Below are 19,338 nucleotides of genomic sequence, written 5' to 3'. Positions count from 1 at the left end.
CCCGGGGGGGGGGGTATCACCCTTTGACGCCTGTGACTGCGATCGAAGAGACAAATTGCCGTTGGAATATGACGAAGACGGCAATGATCGGGAGCGTAATCAGTGAGCTGTAGGCCATTATTTGTCCCCAGGAAGTGGTCATTTGTTGAAAATACTGCACGCCAATCATAACTGGACGGTTATTTTCAGACTGGACCACCATAAGTGGCCAGAGATACTGGTTCCACATAGGCAGGAAGCTGAGGATGACGACAGTAGCCGTTGCTGGACCTGATAGGGGCATGACTATTCGCGAGTAGATACGGAACCACCCAGCGCCGTCCACCTTGGCGGCTTCATCCAAATCCTTGGGAATAGTCTCGAAGTATTGCATGTATAGATACACTGAGAAAGCGTTGGCAATGAACGGGATGATTTGAATGGTCAGTGTATCCATCCATCCTCTTGTGAAGTACAACCCAAACTGGTCAATTGCTGGCCTAGGCAACTGGTTGATCCACCATAGTAGGGGAATAGCGTAAGTCTCGAAGGGGACCATCAAGGTAGCCAGTATAAAAGTAAAAATAATTTTCTTGAATCTGATATTTAGACGTTGAATGGCGAAGGCAGCCATAGAGTTGATTAAGACTCCCAAGACTACAGTGATTAACGTAATAAAAACAGAGTTCAGCAAAAACCTGGCAGCAGGCACTCTTGTGAAAACCTGTGCGTAATTATCTAGTGAGACATTACCAGTTGGCAGAAAGGCTTTGACGGAACTCAAATCAGCCATTATCTCGTCATCAGGCTTGAATGAGGATACGACCATGAAAATAAGAGGAAAGGCGAAGAGGCAGGCGAATAAGATTCTGACCAGCCAACCGCCTATCGATAGCCGATTACGCCGGTACTTGGTCTTGTTCCCGTGGACAGAGATTGACGATGCAGTGCCGATTGTCATAATATATACCTTTTTCTATCGCTTAATGCTCAATTCGAATGGGTGATCCGACGCTGAACGGCCGTGATGGCCATGATGATCAGGAAGAAGACAAGGGTGATGGCTGATGCGTACCCCATTTCCTGTTGCTGGAACCCGGACCGCACGGCTTCGAACACAACGGTTGTGGTCGAATCTCTGGGCCCTCCCTGAGTCATAACGTTGATTTGGGTGAAGAGGCTAAGCGCAGCTATTGTGATGGTGATTAGGATCATATTTCTGGTGGATCGCAATCCTGGCCAGGTTACATTGGTAAATTGATGCCATGCATCGCATCCGTCCAGTTCGGCAGCTTCGTAAAGCTCTGCAGATATGGTTTGCAGGCCAGAAAGCCAGATCAGCATGTGTTGACCGACAGCCTGCCAGATGGACATAACGATAATTGCGCCAAGGGCCGTTTGGGGGTTATTGAGCCAGTCCACGGCTGTCCAGTGATGGAAGGTCAGTTTTTCAAGCACCTGGTTCAGCATTCCGTCATTTTGGTAAATGAACATCCAGAGTAGGGAGACTACTACCATGGAAGTGACCACGGGCAAGAAGTAGACGGTCCTGAAGAAGACGGAGCTACGTACTTTCTTATTAATAAGTACAGCTAAAAATAAGCCTAAGCCGGCCTGAACCGGGACCACAACAACCGCGAAAATAGCCACATTCAGAAGAGCTCGCCAGAATGTCGGGTCAGAGAAGAGCCTGGTGAAGTTGTTCAATCCAATGAATCTGGTTGGATTCGGGCTAATGGTTCTTGCATTGGTAAAAGATAAGACAAAGGCGAGCGCTACGGGAATTCCAATAAAAAGAACCAAAAGTATACAGGCCGGAGCCAGCATAAGCCAGCCGGCGCGATTCTCGTGAATGACTTCAGCTGATTTAATTTTTGGAGTCAAGGTTGCATCCCCATCTGCTGGTTGTCGTATGATAGCGGTCTGAATCGAATTAGACATGGTTGTGTCCTCATTTCTTGACATATCCGTCTGCACCCTTAATGTTTCCGTCAATATGGTTGACAGCCTTATTGAGGCCTGATGTTGCATCTGAGCCGTTCATGATGTCACCAATGGTTTTGCGGAACTCTGTAGATATGAAGTTGTAAGCAGGTGTCTCTGGTCGCATCTTTACGTACTTACTCGAGATCTTGGTGAAGATCTGCATGCTCCCGCCAGATGCGAACTCAGGGATAAGATTCTGCGCACCAACTGTGGAGGGAATGTTCATGCCGGCTTTGGCCATACGGGCTATGTACTTATCTTTGAGGGAAAAACGGATGTAGCTCATAGCGGCCTCTTTGTTATTGCAGGTCGGAGTCATACCTACGGTCCATGAACCACCTCCGGCTACAGAACCGTGCCCGAAGTCCGCCATAGGCATGGCCACGATGTCGTCGGAGTCCTTTGCATACTTCTGGACGGTAGACATGGTCCAGATACCTCCATAGAGGAGACCAGACTTCTTGTTGACGAAATCAAGAGCGGTGTCGGATCCCCCCTTTGAGCTGATATAACCGCGTTCTACGAGCGAACGCATCCAATCGGCAAACTCAATGGCTTCTGGGCCATTCAGAACTCCCTGGGAGGACTGATAGTCCTTTCTGTTGACCAGGTCTCCACCGAAAGACTGCAGAATTGGGGCGTAAGCATAGGCATACCATTCGGTCTTGTTGTCAGCTGTCCCCATTTCGAAAGGATAGGTCCAATTGCCGCTAGCCTTCATTTTGGCCAGGGCATCGTCCATTTCGGCCTTCGTCCATGGTCTATCGACTGTAGCCACTCGGATGCCCAGATCCTTGAGGACTGACTTTCTTGCGAAGAGCGCCGTGGTGGCATCGAAATAACCGACCGTATAGATTTGCTTATTCCAAGTACCTTTGGCAGATTCGATCAACTGATTGGTGCGTTTGAGTAAGGCCTTGTCAGTTAGGGGTGTCAGAATGTTGGCCCAACCCCAGTATGGTGTATTGGGCTGATCCACGTCGACTAGACAGGGTAGGTTTCCGGCCGTCGAAGCTGAGATAACTGAATCATTGTATGAGCTCTGGGGGAAAGACTGGATTTTGACAGTGCCCTTCCTATCCGGGGAAGAGTTGTAATCTGCTACGATGTCTTCCACGGTCGAGAGTTCTGCCTCCGAGCCTGCAGTGTGGGTCCAGAGCGTGATTTCGTTGCCCTGCATCTTCGCTTCTTGTCTGGCAGCTTCGCCGCAGCCAGACAACGATACAATGCCGGATAGAGCTACTATGCCCGCGATAAGTCGGATCAAAGGTCTTTTCTTATTCATTCTCATGGTCATTCCTTCCGGGTCTTCTTCGACGATGACCTTGCTGTATATCTACTGAGCAATGGAATGAGGATGGTGATTTCTAGCGTAAAAAGACCAGCCTGATCCCATTGATCGCTGCTCACCTTCCATTTATAAGTACTCAATGCATTTAAAGCGTATAACGTCAATCGATATACGTCAAACGATTGACGCATGAAATGACTGTTATGAGTCAGTCAGGTGGCCTGAAGCAGAAAGGACAATAAGTTTGTACCTGTTTTAGGAAGGAAAGGAAGTTAGGTCAACGATCCTACAAGCAGAAATGCCAATGAGATCAACACGCAAATGGGACCAAAAAAGATATCAATCGGTTTTTTCTCCTGCCAAGGATTCTTTGTATATCAGGGGGCAGTGGATTTTTACCGGATAGGGACCTCCAAGGGGAGGCAATGAAACAAGAGTTTCGGGTACATCATTCATCTTGATGTGCTCATGACGAATATTTGTAACTAATTGAGACACAGCCCAATATCCCATCTCATAATGTGGCAATGCTACCGTGCTGAGACGGGGTGTCATGGTCTGTGCTAGAACAAGGTGATTGTCCACCCCCACCACGGATATGTCCCTACCTATTGTGAGTCCGCGGCGAGCAGCGCTTTCATATACGTACCAAGCCCTTGCATCGTTAAAGCAGAAGAACCCGTCTGGATGTTCCTCATCAAAGAGTTTCTCAACGTCCCTTAGAGCTGTCTCATTATTACCAACCCTGATCATCAGTGAATTCAGGATCGGTATGCCTGCATTTTTTAGCGCCTGCCGATATCCTCGGCTCCGTTCCTTTTGAGCAATGATTGGATCCTGACAGCCAATATAAGCGATCCTTTTGGCTCCTGCGCCAATCAGGGCATTGGTAGCGTCAACGCCGATCAAGTATTCGTCGGGTTCGACACTAGGGCTAACTCCGTCGGCATCCGTGGCATCAACAAGTACGATCGGACTTCCGCTTAGGTAGTCAGGGATAGTTGTAACTCTGTTATACATCTTGGCATATAGAAAGCCGTCGACACCGTAGCGTCTCAGCGCTGCAACATCCTCTTCCTCCTCCTCTGTTCCTTTGGCATTGACTGTCAGCATTATATAGCCTGAAGCCCTGGCAGCGTCCTGAGCGCCTTGAATAATTCCGCCTGCAAAGGGTGTAGTAGCCACATCCTCACTTATGAAACCCAAAAGGCCGGTTTTGGATGTGCGTAACGAACGTGCCAATGGATTTGGCTGGTATCCTAGTCGTTCGGCAGTTTGGCGTATCTGCTTAGCCGTTGTGGGCTTGATGCGACCATGGTCGCGATTATTCAGAACTAGGGAAACCGAAGATACGGACACGCCCAGCTCTTTAGCGATCTGCTTCATCGTGGTCATAGACGCATCATATATGTTGGCTGCTTATGGTTACATTCGTCTTCGGATATATGATCTTCCAAAGAATCATACACGGTGCTCAATTCTTTCTCGCTGACAGAATTTGGTCGATCAGCTCTACTTTCTGGTGTATTTGAGATCGTTTGCCTTGGCGGATGTCCAGCTTCAGGCTGACTTCGGTTCGGTATCCTTGCTCAGCCAGGGCTCTGGTGGCTTTCTCGACGATTTGCATGACTTCGCTCAGGTCGCCCTCAATTACCGTGCTCATGGCGTTTGTCTCGTTGGACAGTCCTGAATCCCGGATGACCTTGATGGCTTGAGCCACATATTTTGAGAGCTCTTCGCCCTGACCGATAGGAGCGATAGTGACCGAAGCAACTGTATTGAGATAGGCAGAATCCTGTGAGGTCTGTGACTGAACCATATTCGAAGCCTTTCGTTGATCGAGGTGAGGCATCTCCATATCGTGCACTCATCCCATCCTTAATAAGTAAAATCGTAGGCTTGGGCTCTGACGGGTCTTTCCCTCCGATAGATGTTCGGTCATAAGCCGACGGTATGCTTGGGTCAGTCGTTGGTCCGTATGAACTATACGGCAATCCCCAAGAGAAGGTGTGATCAGTGGCAGTATCGAAAGTGGATGAGGTCATCTCCCTGGCCAAGCGCCGAGGATTCGTCTTTCCCGCAGGGGAGATCTACGGTGGGACGCGCTCGGCCTGGGACTATGGTCCTTTGGGCGTGGCCCTCAAGGACAACATCAAGCGTGAGTGGTGGCGGACCATGGTGGTCACCCGCGACGACGTGGTCGGCGTGGACACCTCGGTCATCCTGCCCACGGCGGTCTGGGAGGCCTCGGGCCATGTCTCCGTTTTCAACGATCCCCTGATCGAATGCCTGAACTGCCACAAGCGGCACCGGGCCGACACCCTGGAAGAGGCCTACGTCGAGAAGCACGGCCATGATCCGGAAAACGGCCTCAAGGACATCCCTTGCCCGGACTGCGGCACCAAGGGCCAATGGACCGAGCCTCGAGACTTCAACATGATGCTGCAAACCCATCTGGGGCCAGTCCAGGACGAGAAGAGCCTGCACTACCTGCGTCCCGAGACTGCCCAGGGCATTTTCGTGGACTTTAAGTCCGTCATGGCTTCCTCCCGCTCCAAGCCCCCCTTCGGCATCGCCAACATGGGTAAGAGCTTCCGCAACGAGATAACGCCCGGCAACTTCATCTTCCGCACCCGCGAGTTCGAGCAAATGGAGATGGAGTTCTTCGTGCATCCCGGCACCGACGAGGAATGGCATCAGTACTGGATCGACGCCAGGACTCGTTGGTACGTGGACCTGGGTGTCAAGCCGGAGAACCTGCGGCACTATGAGCACCCCAAGGAGAAGCTGGCCCACTACTCGAAGCGGACTGTGGACATCGAGTACCGGTTTGGCTTCCAGGGTTCCGAGTGGGGCGAGCTGGAGGGCGTGGCCAACCGAACCGACTACGACCTCAAGGCCCATGCCGAGCACTCGGGCGAGGATCTGAGCTACTTCGACCAGGCCAGCGGGGAGCGCTACATTCCCTATGTGATCGAGCCTGCGGCCGGTCTGACGCGCTCGCTGATGGCCTTCCTGGTGGATGCCTATGACGTGGACGAGGCTCCCAACACCAAGGGCGGGGTCGACCGGCGCACCGTGCTGCGTCTGGATCCGAGGCTAGCCCCGGTCAAGGCCGCCGTCCTGCCCCTGTCCAAGAAGCCAGATCTGCAGCGGATCGCCCATGACCTGGCCGCCGACCTGCGCCAGAATGAGTGGATGGTGGACTATGACGAGTCCGGCGCTATCGGCCGCCGCTACCGTCGTCAGGACGAGATTGGCACGCCCCTGTGCATCACCGTGGACTTCGACACCCTTGACGACAAGGCGGTCACTATCCGCAACCGCGACTCCATGCAGCAGGACCGAGTGGCCCTGGACCAGGTGGAGAACTATGTGCGTCGGGTCGTCGGCGAACAGCGGGTGCGCTATCCCATGGGCCCCTCCGACCTGACCGGCGCGCGCGCCGCCGACGGCTACACGGACCTGGCCAGTGAGCCGGGCACGGACGAGAGCGAACCCATCAAGGTGGCCGAGGCCGGTGGCCGGTACTGAGACTGATCACTCGACCCAGAAGATTGCTCCGATGCAGCTGGGCCCTATAACCGTGCCTGTGCCGGTCATGCTTTCGCCCATGGCGGGCGTGACCAATTGGCCTTTCCGTTTGCTCTGCCGGGAGTATGGACCGGACGGACTGTATGTTGGGGAAATGGTTACGGCTCGGGCACTTGTGGCGCGCAACCCCAAGGCCTTCCGGCTGTGTCGCTTCGCTCCTCAAGAGAAGGTGCGCTCACTGCAATTGTATGGGGTGGATCCTCAAATCATGGAGCAGGCCACCAGAATGGTGGTTGATGCGGGCTGGGTCGATCATATCGACATGAACTTCGGTTGCCCAGTCCCCAAGGTCACCAGGCATGGCGGCGGATCCGCCCTTCCCTGGAAGACCGACCTCTTTACCGAACTGGTTCATCGAGTGGTCGCTGTCTGCTCGCCTGCCGGAATCCCCGTCACTGCAAAGATCCGGGTGGGCATCGACCACCAGCACGAGACCTTCTTGGAAGCGGCTCACATCGCCCAGGAAGAGGGATGCGCCGCCGTAACTTTGCATGCCAGAACCACGGCTGAATACTATGGCGGCCATGCCGACTGGGACCGGATCGCTCAGCTGGTCCAGTCCGTAGACATCCCCGTCTTCGGCAACGGCGACATCTGGACCGCCGAGGATGCCCTGGACATGTTTGCTCAGACAGGCTGCGCAGGCGTGGCCATCGGTCGGGGCTGCCAGGGCCGTCCCTGGCTCTTCGCCGACATCGCTGCGGCCCTGGCCGGCTCGCCGGAACGGCAGGAGCCCACCCTGGGTCAGGTCGGGGCGATCATGGCCCGCCATGCCCGGCTCCTGGTCGAGTTCTACGACGGCGACGAGCGCATGGCCGTCCATGATATGCGCAAGCACGTGGCATGGTACCTCAAGGGTTTCGCCGTGGGGGGACAGGTGCGCCGCAACTTCATGGCATGCGAGAACCTGGAGGATCTGGATGACTGCATCGCCGACCTGGACCAGGACATGCCCTATCCGCGTGCCGTGGCCGGCAAGCCCCGGGGCCGGGTCCGCTATGCCAAGAAGGTTCGCCTGCCCTATGGCTGGCTGGATTCGCGGACTACCACCCATCAGGAGCGCGAAACGCTCTTTGGCAATGATCCCATGGACGCCTCCTACTGAAGCCGGAAATATCCCTCTCGCCAAGCATGTGCATCCGGGTCTAGAATCAGGGTTTAGAATACGGACAGAACGGCGTGGAGGTTCTTTCGGAAGACCAGGGCGGTTGGCTCTGACCTCCCGGACCCTAGGCCCACGGCCGTCAGGGAGGGTCGGAACGCCTGTGGGCAAATGCGTGTTGGCGTATATGACCTGCGCTAGAGTTGAGCGTAACGTGAGTGACGGGAGCATACTGTGAGCGAGATTGCCCAGAATGACAATTTCAATGACAAGACCAACATCAAGGTCGTTGGTGTTGGTGGAGCCGGTGGCAATGCTGTCAATCGCATGATCGCCGAGGGTCTGCAAAATGTCGAGTTTGTGGCCATCAATACCGATGCCAAGGATCTCCTGCGCTCAGATGCCGATGTGAAGATCTCCCTTTCTGATGCCAACAGCCGTGGCCTGGGGGCCGGTGCCGATCCGGAGAAGGGTGCCAAGGCTGCCCAGGACCATCAATCTGACATTGAAGAGGTCCTCAAGGGTGCCGATATGGTCTTCGTCACTGCAGGAGAGGGCGGCGGCACAGGCACCGGCGCCAGCCCCTTGGTTGCGCGTGCAGCCCGTCAGCAAGGCGCGCTCACCATCGCCGTGGTGACTCGGCCTTTCACCTTTGAGGGGCCCAGGCGCTCCGCTTCCGCCGAATCGGGCATCGAGAACCTCCGCAAGGAGGTCGATGCCCTTATCGTTATCCCCAATGACCGGCTTCTGGATCTCTCGGATCGCACGGTCTCGGTCATGGATGCCTTCAAAACCGCCGACACGGCCCTGCTGGCCGGCGTTCAGGGCATTACCGACCTGATTACCATGAACTCCTACATTCACGTGGACTTCTCCGATGTCACCGCTATTTTGAAGGATGCCGGCACTGCCCTCTTCGGCATCGGCGCAGCCAGGGGTGAGGATAGAGCCACACAAGCTGCTGAGATCGCCATCTCCTCCCCGCTCTTGGAGGAGAGCATCGAGGGTGCCCATGGAGCTCTTATCAATGTGGCCGGTCCCAGCGACCTGAGCATGCAGGAGGCATCTGCCGCCGCCCAGTTGGTTCAGGATGCCATCCATCCCGAGGCGCAGATCATCTGGGGTCTGGCCTTGGACGACGCCTATGGGGACGAGGTGCGGGTCACGGTCATCGCCGCCGGATTCGATCCCACCCCAAAGAAAGATGAGATCAAAGCCCCCGCAGCAGACTCGACTGCTGCACCGGCAGTGGCCACCCCGGTCCAGGAGCCCCAGCAACCCCAGCAACCTATGGCGGATCCGTCCGTCCAGGCGGAGTCCGATGAGACCTCCGAACACGATGTGGTGCCCCCCGCCTCTGGCGATGACGGCACCTCCGACCCGGGATATCTGGATATCCCTGACTTTCTGCGGTAATCAGGCGAAGGAGCAGATATGGCAGGATTGATGAAAAACGCGATGTCTTTTTTCGGCATGTCGGATGTCGTGGACGACGATGACGACGATCTGGCCGACGATGACGAGGTTCGCGACGGTTTCGACACCGATCACTCTGTGACCCCCATGGCTCAGCAATCTGCATCCAACAGCCAGGAAGCCGAGCCCACACCTTTCCAGAGCCGGATCAACCGCATCACTACCATTCATCCCAAGTCCTACGAGGATGCCCAGATGGTCGGCAGGGCCCTGAGGGACGGGGTGCCGGTGGTCCTCAACCTGACTGGGGTGTCCGAGTCTGTGGCCTACAGGATCGTCGATTTCTCCGCCGGTGTGGTCTTTGGGGTACGCGGGTCCATTGAGCGGGTCACCCCAAGGGTCTTCCTGCTCAGTCCTGCACAGGTCAACATCAAGGTGGAGGAGCCTGAGTCGGGTTCTTCGGCCAAGGGGCTTTTCGCCCAGTGACTGACACCCTGGCAACCGTGTCCGCAGGAGTCTGAAGACGCATGCTTGTACCTTTTGTTCGTTATCTGGTAGACATCCTTATCGAGACCTACCTGCTGGTTCTCTTCGTCCGGATGATTCTGGACTGGGTTCTGGTATTGTCGCCTCGCTGGTACCCTCGTGGCTTCGTAGCCTCGCTCATTCGGGTTATCTATGCCTTGACTGAGCCGCCTCTGCGCTGGCTTCGCCGGTACATTCCGCCCCTGCCCATGGGCAGGATCCAGCTTGATGTCTCCTTCATGGTGCTCTACGCCGCACTGATCATCATCCAGGTGCTTATAGGCTAGAGGCAAGACCGCGGATACGGCATACTCCGTGCTAGCATGCAGTAAGAGAACACAATCGGGCTGGTTGGCCTGAAGCGAGGTGGAGAAACATATGGCTCTATTGACGCCTAATGATATAAGGGAGCATACCTTCCAGACAGTGCGGTTCAAGGAAGGCTACGACGTCGACGAGGTCGACGACTTCCTGGATCAGGTCACAGACACGGTTGAAGCGTTGGGCAAGCAGGCCGTGCAAGGCAGTGCCGCTTCCACCCAGTCCCTGGGCACCGATGTGGCCTCGTTGAACTCCAAGATCTCCGATCTGACGGCTCAGGTGGAATCGCTGCAAAAGGAGAATGGGGATCTGAAACAGGCCCAAGGCTCCGCAGCCCAGCAGCCCGCCGTGGATGCGCAGACTAAGCGGTTACTGGCCGAGTCCCAGAGTCAGGTCAAAACCCTGGCCTCCCAGAATGACCAGCTCAAGCGTCAGGTCGAGCAACTCAACTCCCAGATCGACCAGCTGACTGCTCAGGCCGCTGCGGGCAACAACACCCAGGCTCTGACCAACCAGCTGACGGCCATGCAAAAGGAACGCGACCAGGCCCGCCAGCAGGTCCAGGCTCTGACCAACCAGCTCAATGCCTCCCAGCAGAGCATGGCCACGGCCCGCCAGCAGATCACCCAGGCTCAGAAGGCCTCTCAGGAGCAGCAGCAGCGTACTGAGCAGCTGAACAAGCAGCTAGAGGAATCCCGCAAGCGCGAGGAGCAGTTGCGTGAGCAGGTCTCCAAGGCAGAGCCATCCACCGAAACGGGCAGTCTGCAGCGGATTGCGGGCGCTGGCGCTGAGGCCAACAGCGAACCCGAGAGGGCCACCGCTATGCTCACGCTGGCCATGCAACTGCACGATCAGTACGTGGACAAGGGCAAGGCCAACGCCTCCCAGCTTGTGGCCGAGGGCCATGCCCAGCACGACGACATTGTCAAGAAGGCTGAGGACTACTCCAAGAGGACCCGTGCCGAGGTGGACGAGTACTCCAAGCGAGTGCACTCCGAGGCCGATGGCTACTCACAGCGCGTACGCTCCCAGGCCGACGAGTACTCGGTCAAGACCCGTTCCGATGCTGACGCCTATTCCAAGCGCCAGCACACCCAGGCCGACGAGTACGAGACACAGGTGCAGACTCGGGCGCAGGAGTACGACAAGAACACCCGCGACAGCGCCGATCGTTATGCTGCCGATGTCAAGAACAAGCTCATGGATCAGTCCAAGGTTCTCGAGGAGAACATCCAGGGGCTCAAGCAGTTCGAGGCGGGCTACCGCAGCAAGCTGACCGAGTTCCTCAACCAGCTGATCAACCAGATTTCAGACACCAGCAATTACCAGTCCATGGAAAAGAAGTCCGAACAGGCCCAATGATTCCATCCGGTAATGACGAAGAACACATCTATGAGACGGCTGCGCGGACGCGTGGCCGTCTTCGTCGCTCTGGCGGCAGTGTCCATAGCCCTGGATCAGCTGACTAAGGCCCTAGCACTGGCCCGACTAGGCAACGGTATCAGGGTGGCTCTGCCGGGTCCTCTGCGCGGTCTGCGACTGGTACGCAACCCCGGTGCATCCCTGGGATTGGGGTCTGGGAGTACCTGGGTCATATCCCTGATTGCCTTAGCAGCCTGTCTGCTCATCATTGTTCTGGCTCTGCGCACCACCTCCTTGGTTTGGACCGTGGTCCTCTCCATGGCCTTCTCCGGGGCAGCAGGCAATCTGATCGACAGGGTTGCCTATGCAACTGGTTTTCTTGACGGTGCCGTGGTCGACTTTCTAGACTACGGCTGGTCGGTGGGCAACGTTGCCGACGTCTATCTGACTCTGGCAGGCGCGGCCGTAGTGGTGCTCATTATCTGTAATGTGCGGTTCAGCGACCGGTCTAAGACACTAAAACATGGGGGAGCGGCAAAGTGACACGGCTTCTTCCTGCGCCGGATGCCTTGGTAGGTCGGCGCTTGGATCTGGCCCTGTCCAAGATGCTGGGCCTGTCCAGGGCCAAGGCCAGCGATCTGGTGGCCCAGGGTCATGCGCGGATCATGGGCCGCCGGGTGAACAAGGCCACCACCTTGATGAGCGGTGATGTGATAGAGCTGGACGAGCCCGAGTCAACCAAACAGGTGGAGCCGGTGGCTGAGGACATGCCCGTGGTCTACGAGGATGAGGACGTGGTCGTCGTCGACAAGCCGGTGGGGGTGGCGGCACATCCCTCCATAGGCTGGACCGGGCCAACCGTTCTGGGCAGCCTCCTGCAGCGGGGTACCCACATCACCTCCATGGGGGCCCAAGGCCGCCAGGGTATCGTCTCTCGTCTGGACGCGGGCACCAGCGGCCTCATGCTGGTCTGCAAGTCTGACCTGGCCTACAAGGAGATGCGTCGGCAATTCGCCCGACATGAGGTGGTCAAGATCTACCATGCCCTGGTCCAGGGCAATCTGACCGAGGACAAGGCCACCATCGAGGCCCCCATCGGACGCGCCCGGGTCTCGGACTTCCGCTTCACGGTCACCCCTGCAGGCAAGGAGGCCATCACCCATTGGGATGTGCTGGAACGTTTCGGCTCGGCCACCCTGGTCAGTGTCAATCTGGAGACTGGGCGCACCCATCAGATACGCGTGCACTTCTCCTCCATAGGCCATCCCCTGGTAGGTGACCACATGTATGGGGCCAACCCCGACCTGGCGGACAGGCTGGGCCTGAAGCGGCAGTGGCTGCACGCCATGCGCCTGGAATTCCGCCATCCCCGCACCAAAATCTGGACCAAGGTGGTCTCCTCCTACCCGGCTGATCTGCGCCGCTCCCTGCAGATCGAACGTCAGGGCGCCACCGGTATACGCAGCTAGCGGACTCCGGCGATTCGGCCAGGGGCCTGGGTAAATTGGAGATATGTCCTCCACCCGGTCAGACTTCGTTCACCTTCACACCCATACCCACTATTCAACCTTGGACGGGGCCAGCAGGATTCCTGACCTGGTTGCCGAGGTGGGACGGCTGGGTCAACCGGCCGTAGCCATTACCGACCACGGCAACATGCACGGGGCTTATGAGCTTTGGCGCACGGCTGTAGATGCTGACATCAAGCCGATCATCGGCATTGAGGCCTACGTGACCCCTGAGACTGCCCGCCAGGACAAGAGCCGGGTCCACTGGGGAACCGACGAGCAGCGTTCTGACGATGTCTCCGGTGGCGGCTTCATTACCCACATGACCCTCTGGGCCAGTGACGACACGGGCCTGGTCAACCTGATCAAGGCCTCATCTGTGGCCAACCTGGAGGGTCTGGTCGGTAAGTGGCCCCGCATGGACAAGGACCTGCTGTCCACCTATCACAAGGGGGTCATAGCCACCACCGGCTGCCCCTCGGGCATCGTCCAGACCAGGCTGAGGCTGGGCCAGTTCGACGAGGCTCTGCGGGCCGCCGGGGAGTTCCAGGACATCTTCGGCAAGGAGAACTACTACGTCGAGCTGATGGACCATGGGCTGGAGATCGAGCATCGGGTGACCAAGGATCTGCTGGAGATCGCCCGTCGTCTGGATGCCCCCCTGGTGGCCACCAACGACTCGCACTATGTGCGCAAGGAGGATGCCTCGGCCCAGGACGCCCTGCTCTGCATCAACTCGGGATCCCGTCTGACCGACCCCGGCCGCTTCAAGTTCGACGGTAGCGGCTACTACATACGCTCGGCCCAGGAGATGCGCGAGATCTTCAAGGAGTTCCCCGAAGCCTGCGACAACACCTTGGAGATCGCGGAACGTTGCAACGTCATGTTCGACGACCATGAGGACGGGGCCTTCATGCCCCGTTTCGACTGCCCGGAAGGTTGGGACGAGACCTCCCTTTTCCTGAAGAAGGTGGACGAGGGGTTGAAGAACCGCTACCCGGACGGGGTGCCCGAGGAGGTATCCCACCAGGCCGACTACGAGTGCGGGGTCATCTGCCAGATGCAGTTCACCGGATACTTCCTGGTGGTGGCCGATTATATCAACTGGGCCAAGAACCACGGAATCATGGTGGGACCGGGCCGTGGATCGGCGGCAGGGTCCATGGTGGCCTACGCCATGGGCATCACCGAGCTGGACCCGCTCAAGCATGGGCTGATTTTCGAGCGATTCCTCAACCCTGAGCGCGTCTCCCTGCCTGATATCGACGTGGACTTCGACCCCGAGGGGCGCATGAAGGTCCTGGACTACGTGGGTCGTAAGTACGGCTCCGACAAGGTGGCCCAGTGCGTGACCTACGGCACCATCAAGACCAAGCAGGCCCTGAAGGATTCAGCCAGGATCATGGACTACGAATATTCCGTGGGCGACCAGGTCACCAAGGCCCTGCCGCCTACGGTCAATGGCAAGGACATGAGCCTCAAGGAGATCTTCGATCCCCAGTCCAAGCGCTACCCGGAGGCCAAGGAGTTCCGCGATCTGTACGAGTCCAATCCGGACGTCAAGCGAATCACCGAGGAGGCCAAGGGCATCGAGGGCATCATCCGTCAGACCGGCGTGCATGCCTGCGCCACCATCATGGCCTCCAATCCCATCACCGATACCTCGCCGCTGATGGAACGCACCGACGGCACGGTGACCACCACCTTCGAGTACCACACCTGCGAGACCCTGGGGCTGGTCAAGATGGACTTCCTTGGGCTGTCCAACCTGACGGTCATCAGGGACACGGTCAACAACATCAAGCGCAACGGCAAGGAGCCCATCAGCATCGAGAAGGTCCCCCTGGACGACAAGGAGACCTACCAGTTGCTGTCCCGGGGCGACACCCTTGGCGTCTTCCAGCTCGATGGCGACGGCATGCGCTCACTGCTGCGCATGCTCAAGCCCGACAACTTCAACGACATCTCCGCCCTGATCGCCCTCTACCGGCCGGGGCCCATGGATATGAACTCGCACATCAACTATGCCAAGCGAAAGAACGGGCTGCAGAAGATTGAGCCCATCCATCCCGAAGTGGCCAAGCCCCTGGCGGGCGTGCTCGACGAGACCTATGGCCTGATCGTCTATCAGGAGCAGGTCCAGTCAGCGGCCCGAATTCTGGCCGGCTACTCCCTGGGCCGAGCCGATGTGCTGCGAAGGGCCATGGGCAAGAAGAAGCCAGACGTCCTGGCCAAGGAGCAGGTTCCCTTCTTCGAGGGCATGAAGGAGCACGGATACTCCCAGGAGGCCGCCCAGGCGGTCTGGGATGTCCTGGTGCCCTTCTCGGGCTACGCCTTCAACAAGGCGCACTCCGCGGCCTACGCCCTGATCGCATACTGGACCGCTTATCTGAAGACCCACTATCCGGTGGAGTTCATGGCCGCCCTGCTGCAGAACGAGCGGACCAACAAGGACAAGACCGCACTCTACCTGGGCGAGGCCAGAAGGATGGGCATCCGCATCCTGGCGCCTGACATCAACGAGTCCGTGTCCGAGTATTCCGCTGTCGGCGACGTGGTCCGCTTCGGCCTGGGAGCCATCCGCAATGTGGGCGACAAGGTGGTGGCGGACATCATCAAGGAGCGCCAGGGACCCCGGGGCAAGTATGTCAACTTCATGGACTTCATCAAGCGGGTGCCCATGGAGGTGCTCAACAAGCGAACCGTGGAATCCCTGATCAAGGGCGGTGCCTTCGACGGCATCGACCCCAACCGGAGGGCGCTTTTCCAGATTCACGATGAAGCTGTCGACCAGGTCATGCCCATCAAGCGCAAGCAGGCCGAGGGCCAGTTCGACCTCTTCGCCGACGCCGATGAGGACGCCCCCCAGCAGGATACCTTGGGCGACGCCCAGGTGACCGTGCCCGACATCGACGAGTGGGACAAGTCCACCAAGCTCAACTTCGAGCGGCAGATGCTGGGCCTGTATGTGTCTGACCACCCGCTGAGCGGCATGACCTCGGTTTTGGCTGGTATGCGAGACATGTCCATCGCCCAGCTGCTCAACCGGTCTAACAGCATGGACGGCAAGGCGGTGACCCTGGCCGGGCTGGTCACTGCTGTGGACCGCCGGGTCTCCAAGAAGGGCAACCCCTGGGCCATCGTCACCATCGAGGACTTGGAGAGCTCCATCCAATGCATGTTCTTCGGCAAGGTCTACGACGCCCACTCCGACGACCTGGCCCTGGACTCGGTCATCAGGGTGAGGGGAGTGGTCGAGCTTCGTGACGAGGCCACCAACATCCGCGTCAACGATATGGAGGTGCCCGTCCTGGAGTCGGCGGATGAGCGGCCTCTGACCATCACCCTGCCCAAGCGGGCTCTGGACCGGGGGCACATGGAGCGGCTGGCTCGAATACTCAAGTCCCACCCCGGTTACTGTCAGGTTCGTCTGGCCGTCACCGACGACCGGGGCAACGTGCGTCTGTTGACCTTTGGTGACGGATTCCGCACCCGGCACGACACCTCCATGATGGCCGAGATCAAGTCGGTCTTCGGACCCTCCTGCCTGCCGTCGGCCTAGGACGCGCCCGGAACCGTCTCACCATTTGGGACGGTGGTGAGTCGCTGGCTTTGGCGACACAAAAGTTCACTACCATCAAAGTATGTCAAAGCTCATGATGAGAACCATGGATCTGCGCGGGAAAACCATGTCCCGCGCCCAACTCCTCGCCGCCATGCCCCGAGCCGATATGGGTACACGGGAGGCCAGCGCCCAGGTGCAGCCCATACTTGACCAAGTGCGTGAGCATGGGGCAGCGGCCCTGCGCGACCTGGAGGAGAAGTTCGACCATGTGCGTCCCCATGATCTGAGGGTTCCGGCATCGGCCATGCAGGAGGCCCTGAGGCAGCTGGATCCCAAGGTCAGGGCGGCAATCGAGGAGTCCGTTACCCGCATCCGCAAGGTCTGCACTACCCAGGTGCCCAAGCCCATGGCCACCGACCTGGCGCCTGGCGCTCGGGTCAGCGAGCGGTGGATTCCGATCGAACGCGTAGGCCTCTACGTGCCGGGAGGCAAGGCCCTGTATCCTTCCTCGGTCATCATGAACGCGGTGCCCGCTCAGATTGCCGGCGTCGATTCCCTGGCCGTGGCCACTCCGCCCGCCTCTGACGATCCTCGGGGTCTGCCGGCTGCCATCATCCTGGCCACCTGTGCCATTCTGGGAGTGGACGAGGTCTATGCCGTGGGCGGTGCCCAGGCCGTGGCCATGTTTGCATACGGGGCCAGGGGATCCGAGCCCCAGGACGGGGAGATTCTTTGCGACCCGGTCGACAAGATCACCGGCCCGGGCAATATCTTTGTGGCGACAGCCAAGCAGATGGTCTCCGGCATGGTGGGAATCGACGCCGTGGCCGGACCCACGGAAATTGCTATTCTTGCCGACGGGCAGGCCAACCCCGACTGGGTTGCTGCAGACCTGATCGGCCAGGCCGAACATGACGAGCTTGCCGGTTCGGTGCTGATCACCGACAGCCAGGAACTGGCCCAGGGCGTTCAGGAGGCTTTGGGGCGCAGGGTGCCTCGAACCGAGCATGCCGACCGGGTGCGCACCTCCCTGGGCGGCAACCAGTCGGGAATCATCCTGACCGACGGGATCGACCAGTCCATCGACGTGGCTAATGCCTATGCCGCCGAGCATCTGGAGGTTCAGACGGCCGATCCTGATGCCGTCATCGACAGGATTCGGAATGCCGGCGCCATCTTCCGCGGCCCCTATTCCCCTGTGCCTCTGGGCGACTATATGTCCGGATCCAACCACGTTCTGCCCACTGGCGGCACAGCCCGGTTCGACGTGGCCCTGGGCGTCCACACCTTTATGAAGCCTGTCGAAGTCATCGAATATGACGAGGAAGGGCTCAAGCCCATCGCGGCCAAGATCAATGATTTTGCCGTATCCGAAGACCTGCCCGCCCATGGCGAGTGCATCCTGAGCCGGTTCCTGGACGACCCCTACAACAAAGCCGACCTGGAAGCCAACGAAGAGAAGGCTGGTCTGCTGTGAGTGCCATACCAGCTGATCTTCCCCTCCGCATGGACCTAATCGGGGAAGAGCCTTACGGCGCCCCCCAGCTGGATGTTCCGGTCTGCCTGAACGTCAACGAGAACCCCTACCCCCTGGACCAGGAGGTGGTCGATGCCATTTGCCAGCGTATGCGCCAGGTGGCCCCCGGCCTCAATCGCTATCCGGACAGGGAGCATGAGGACCTGCGGCGGGCCTTGGCCGTCTACCTGAAGAAGGAGTCTGGTGCCTCGCTTGAACCCAAGCAGATCTGGGCGGCCAACGGGTCCAATGAGATCATGCTCCAGCTCTTCCAGGCCTTCGGAGGGCCGGGTAGGACCGCCTTGGGCTGCGACCCGACCTACTCCATGTATCCGGAGTACGCCCGTGACACCTTCACTGATTGGGAGCTGGCCCACCGGCTGCCTGATTTCAGCCTGGATATTGAAACGACTATCGAGCGCATCAAGGTTTTGAGACCAGCCATGGTCCTGGTAACCAGCCCCAACAATCCCACGGGGACGGCCTTGCCCATGGATCAGCTGACCAGGCTCCTGGAGGTCTGCTCTAAGGTTCCTGTGGCGGGCGCGGACCCGTCCGCCCGGCCTATCGTGGTCGTGGATGAGGCCTATATCGAGTTTCGAGACCCGGGCACGCCCTCGGCGGTCAGCCTGATTGATCAGTACGACCATCTGGCAGTCAGCCGAACCATGTCCAAGGCCTTCGCCTTTGCCGGCGCCAGGGTGGGTTACCTGGTTGCATCCAAGGGAATTGTCGACGCAGTCCGCATCGTCCGAATGCCCTACCATCTGAGCGCCCTGACTCAAGCTGCGGCCCTGGCTGCCCTGGAGCACACGGACCTCCAGCTGGCTCGGGTGGATCAGCTTCGCCAGACCCGTCGGCAGACTGCCGATTGGCTGGCCGGACAGAAGTTCCATGGTCAGCCCTTGACTGTGGTTCCCTCGGCCTCCAACTTCATCCTCTTCGGCATTTTCCCCGATCGGGATGCAGTATTCGAGGCCATGAAGGATGAAGGGGTGTTGATCCGGGCCGTGGGTCCCCAGGGCTACCTGAGGGTTTGCATGGGCACGGACGCGGAAATGGAGCGATTCCGCCAAACGCTGGTCCATGTCCTCAAGCGGTTCTAGGAGGATGCGGACCAGCGGCACGGCTATGCTGGTGGTCTAGACGCCGCGCAGAAGATACAGCGCGAAC

General features: G+C 58.3%; 16 protein-coding genes. 11 read left to right on the top strand and 5 right to left on the bottom strand.

The features are described 5' to 3' along the window. Positions 1–16: 16 nt before the first annotated feature. The 5 genes from H3T93_RS03910 to H3T93_RS03890 form a co-directional block, all read right to left on the bottom strand. On the bottom strand, positions 17–940 hold the full coding sequence (locus H3T93_RS03910; protein ID WP_144176779.1) for a carbohydrate ABC transporter permease: 924 nt from the start codon (positions 938–940) through the stop codon (positions 17–19). Between the two features lie 29 nt (positions 941–969). Continuing rightward, positions 970–1,920, bottom strand: coding sequence for a carbohydrate ABC transporter permease (locus tag H3T93_RS03905; protein WP_144176780.1), 951 nt, complete (start codon positions 1,918–1,920; stop codon positions 970–972). A gap of 10 nt (positions 1,921–1,930) precedes the next feature. Further along, positions 1,931–3,145: an ABC transporter substrate-binding protein gene (locus H3T93_RS03900; protein WP_232348610.1), complete on the bottom strand. Its 1,215-nt coding sequence runs from the start codon at positions 3,143–3,145 to the stop codon at positions 1,931–1,933. A gap of 450 nt (positions 3,146–3,595) precedes the next feature. Further along, positions 3,596–4,651 carry a LacI family DNA-binding transcriptional regulator gene (locus H3T93_RS03895; protein ID WP_144176782.1) on the bottom strand — a complete coding sequence of 352 codons (1,056 nt, stop codon included), beginning with the start codon at positions 4,649–4,651 and terminating at the stop codon, positions 3,596–3,598. A gap of 79 nt (positions 4,652–4,730) precedes the next feature. After that, positions 4,731–5,075, bottom strand: coding sequence for an MTH1187 family thiamine-binding protein (locus tag H3T93_RS03890; RefSeq protein WP_144176783.1), 345 nt, complete (start codon positions 5,073–5,075; stop codon positions 4,731–4,733). A 197-nt stretch (positions 5,076–5,272) separates the two neighbouring features. On the opposite strand from H3T93_RS03890, the gene H3T93_RS03885 reads away from it, so the two are divergent. From H3T93_RS03885 to H3T93_RS03835, 11 genes are all read left to right on the top strand, one after another. Further along, positions 5,273–6,790 carry a glycine--tRNA ligase gene (locus tag H3T93_RS03885; protein WP_144176785.1) on the top strand — a complete coding sequence of 506 codons (1,518 nt, stop codon included), beginning with the start codon at positions 5,273–5,275 and terminating at the stop codon, positions 6,788–6,790. 31 nt (positions 6,791–6,821) lie between these two features. Then, positions 6,822–7,955 (top strand): tRNA dihydrouridine synthase DusB, encoded by a 1,134-nt coding sequence (gene dusB, locus H3T93_RS03880; protein ID WP_232348609.1) that lies wholly within the window; start codon positions 6,822–6,824, stop codon positions 7,953–7,955. Positions 7,956–8,186: 231 nt separating this feature from the next. Continuing rightward, positions 8,187–9,368, top strand: a complete 1,182-nt coding sequence (gene ftsZ / locus H3T93_RS03875) for a cell division protein FtsZ (RefSeq protein WP_144176787.1) — start codon at positions 8,187–8,189, stop codon at positions 9,366–9,368. An 18-nt stretch (positions 9,369–9,386) separates the two neighbouring features. Beyond that, complete coding sequence (locus H3T93_RS03870; protein ID WP_144176788.1) at positions 9,387–9,854, top strand: cell division protein SepF; 468 nt, start codon at positions 9,387–9,389, stop codon at positions 9,852–9,854. Positions 9,855–9,895: 41 nt separating this feature from the next. Then, the gene (locus tag H3T93_RS03865; protein WP_046322656.1) at positions 9,896–10,180 is read left to right on the top strand and encodes a YggT family protein; all 285 of its coding nucleotides are present in this window, start codon (positions 9,896–9,898) and stop codon (positions 10,178–10,180) included. 91 nt (positions 10,181–10,271) lie between these two features. After that, positions 10,272–11,576 carry a DivIVA domain-containing protein gene (locus tag H3T93_RS03860; protein ID WP_144176789.1) on the top strand — a complete coding sequence of 435 codons (1,305 nt, stop codon included), beginning with the start codon at positions 10,272–10,274 and terminating at the stop codon, positions 11,574–11,576. Positions 11,577–11,606: 30 nt separating this feature from the next. Further along, entirely contained in the window at positions 11,607–12,119 is a 513-nt protein-coding gene (locus H3T93_RS03855) for a signal peptidase II (protein ID WP_144177553.1), read from the top strand. Next, a complete protein-coding gene (locus tag H3T93_RS03850) occupies positions 12,116–13,045 on the top strand; it encodes an RluA family pseudouridine synthase (RefSeq protein ID WP_046322661.1) in 930 nt (309 codons plus the stop codon). Before H3T93_RS03855 ends, H3T93_RS03850 begins: the two co-directional genes overlap by 4 nt. Positions 13,046–13,088: 43 nt before the next feature. Beyond that, positions 13,089–16,646, top strand: coding sequence for a DNA polymerase III subunit alpha (gene dnaE, locus H3T93_RS03845; RefSeq protein WP_144176790.1), 3,558 nt, complete (start codon positions 13,089–13,091; stop codon positions 16,644–16,646). 82 nt (positions 16,647–16,728) lie between these two features. After that, the gene (hisD, locus tag H3T93_RS03840; RefSeq protein WP_144176792.1) at positions 16,729–18,126 is read left to right on the top strand and encodes a histidinol dehydrogenase; all 1,398 of its coding nucleotides are present in this window, start codon (positions 16,729–16,731) and stop codon (positions 18,124–18,126) included. Next, complete coding sequence (locus tag H3T93_RS03835) at positions 18,123–19,271, top strand: histidinol-phosphate transaminase (RefSeq protein WP_144176794.1); 1,149 nt, start codon at positions 18,123–18,125, stop codon at positions 19,269–19,271. Before hisD ends, H3T93_RS03835 begins: the two co-directional genes overlap by 4 nt. The last annotated feature ends 67 nt before the right edge of the window (positions 19,272–19,338 follow it).

This window comes from Bifidobacterium sp. M0404, from assembly GCF_016101415.1.
Taxonomy (GTDB): Bacteria; Actinomycetota; Actinomycetes; order Actinomycetales; family Bifidobacteriaceae; genus Bombiscardovia; species Bombiscardovia polysaccharolytica.
The sequence above is the reverse complement of the archived record's forward strand: the minus strand, read 5'-3'. Positions and strand labels throughout refer to the sequence as shown.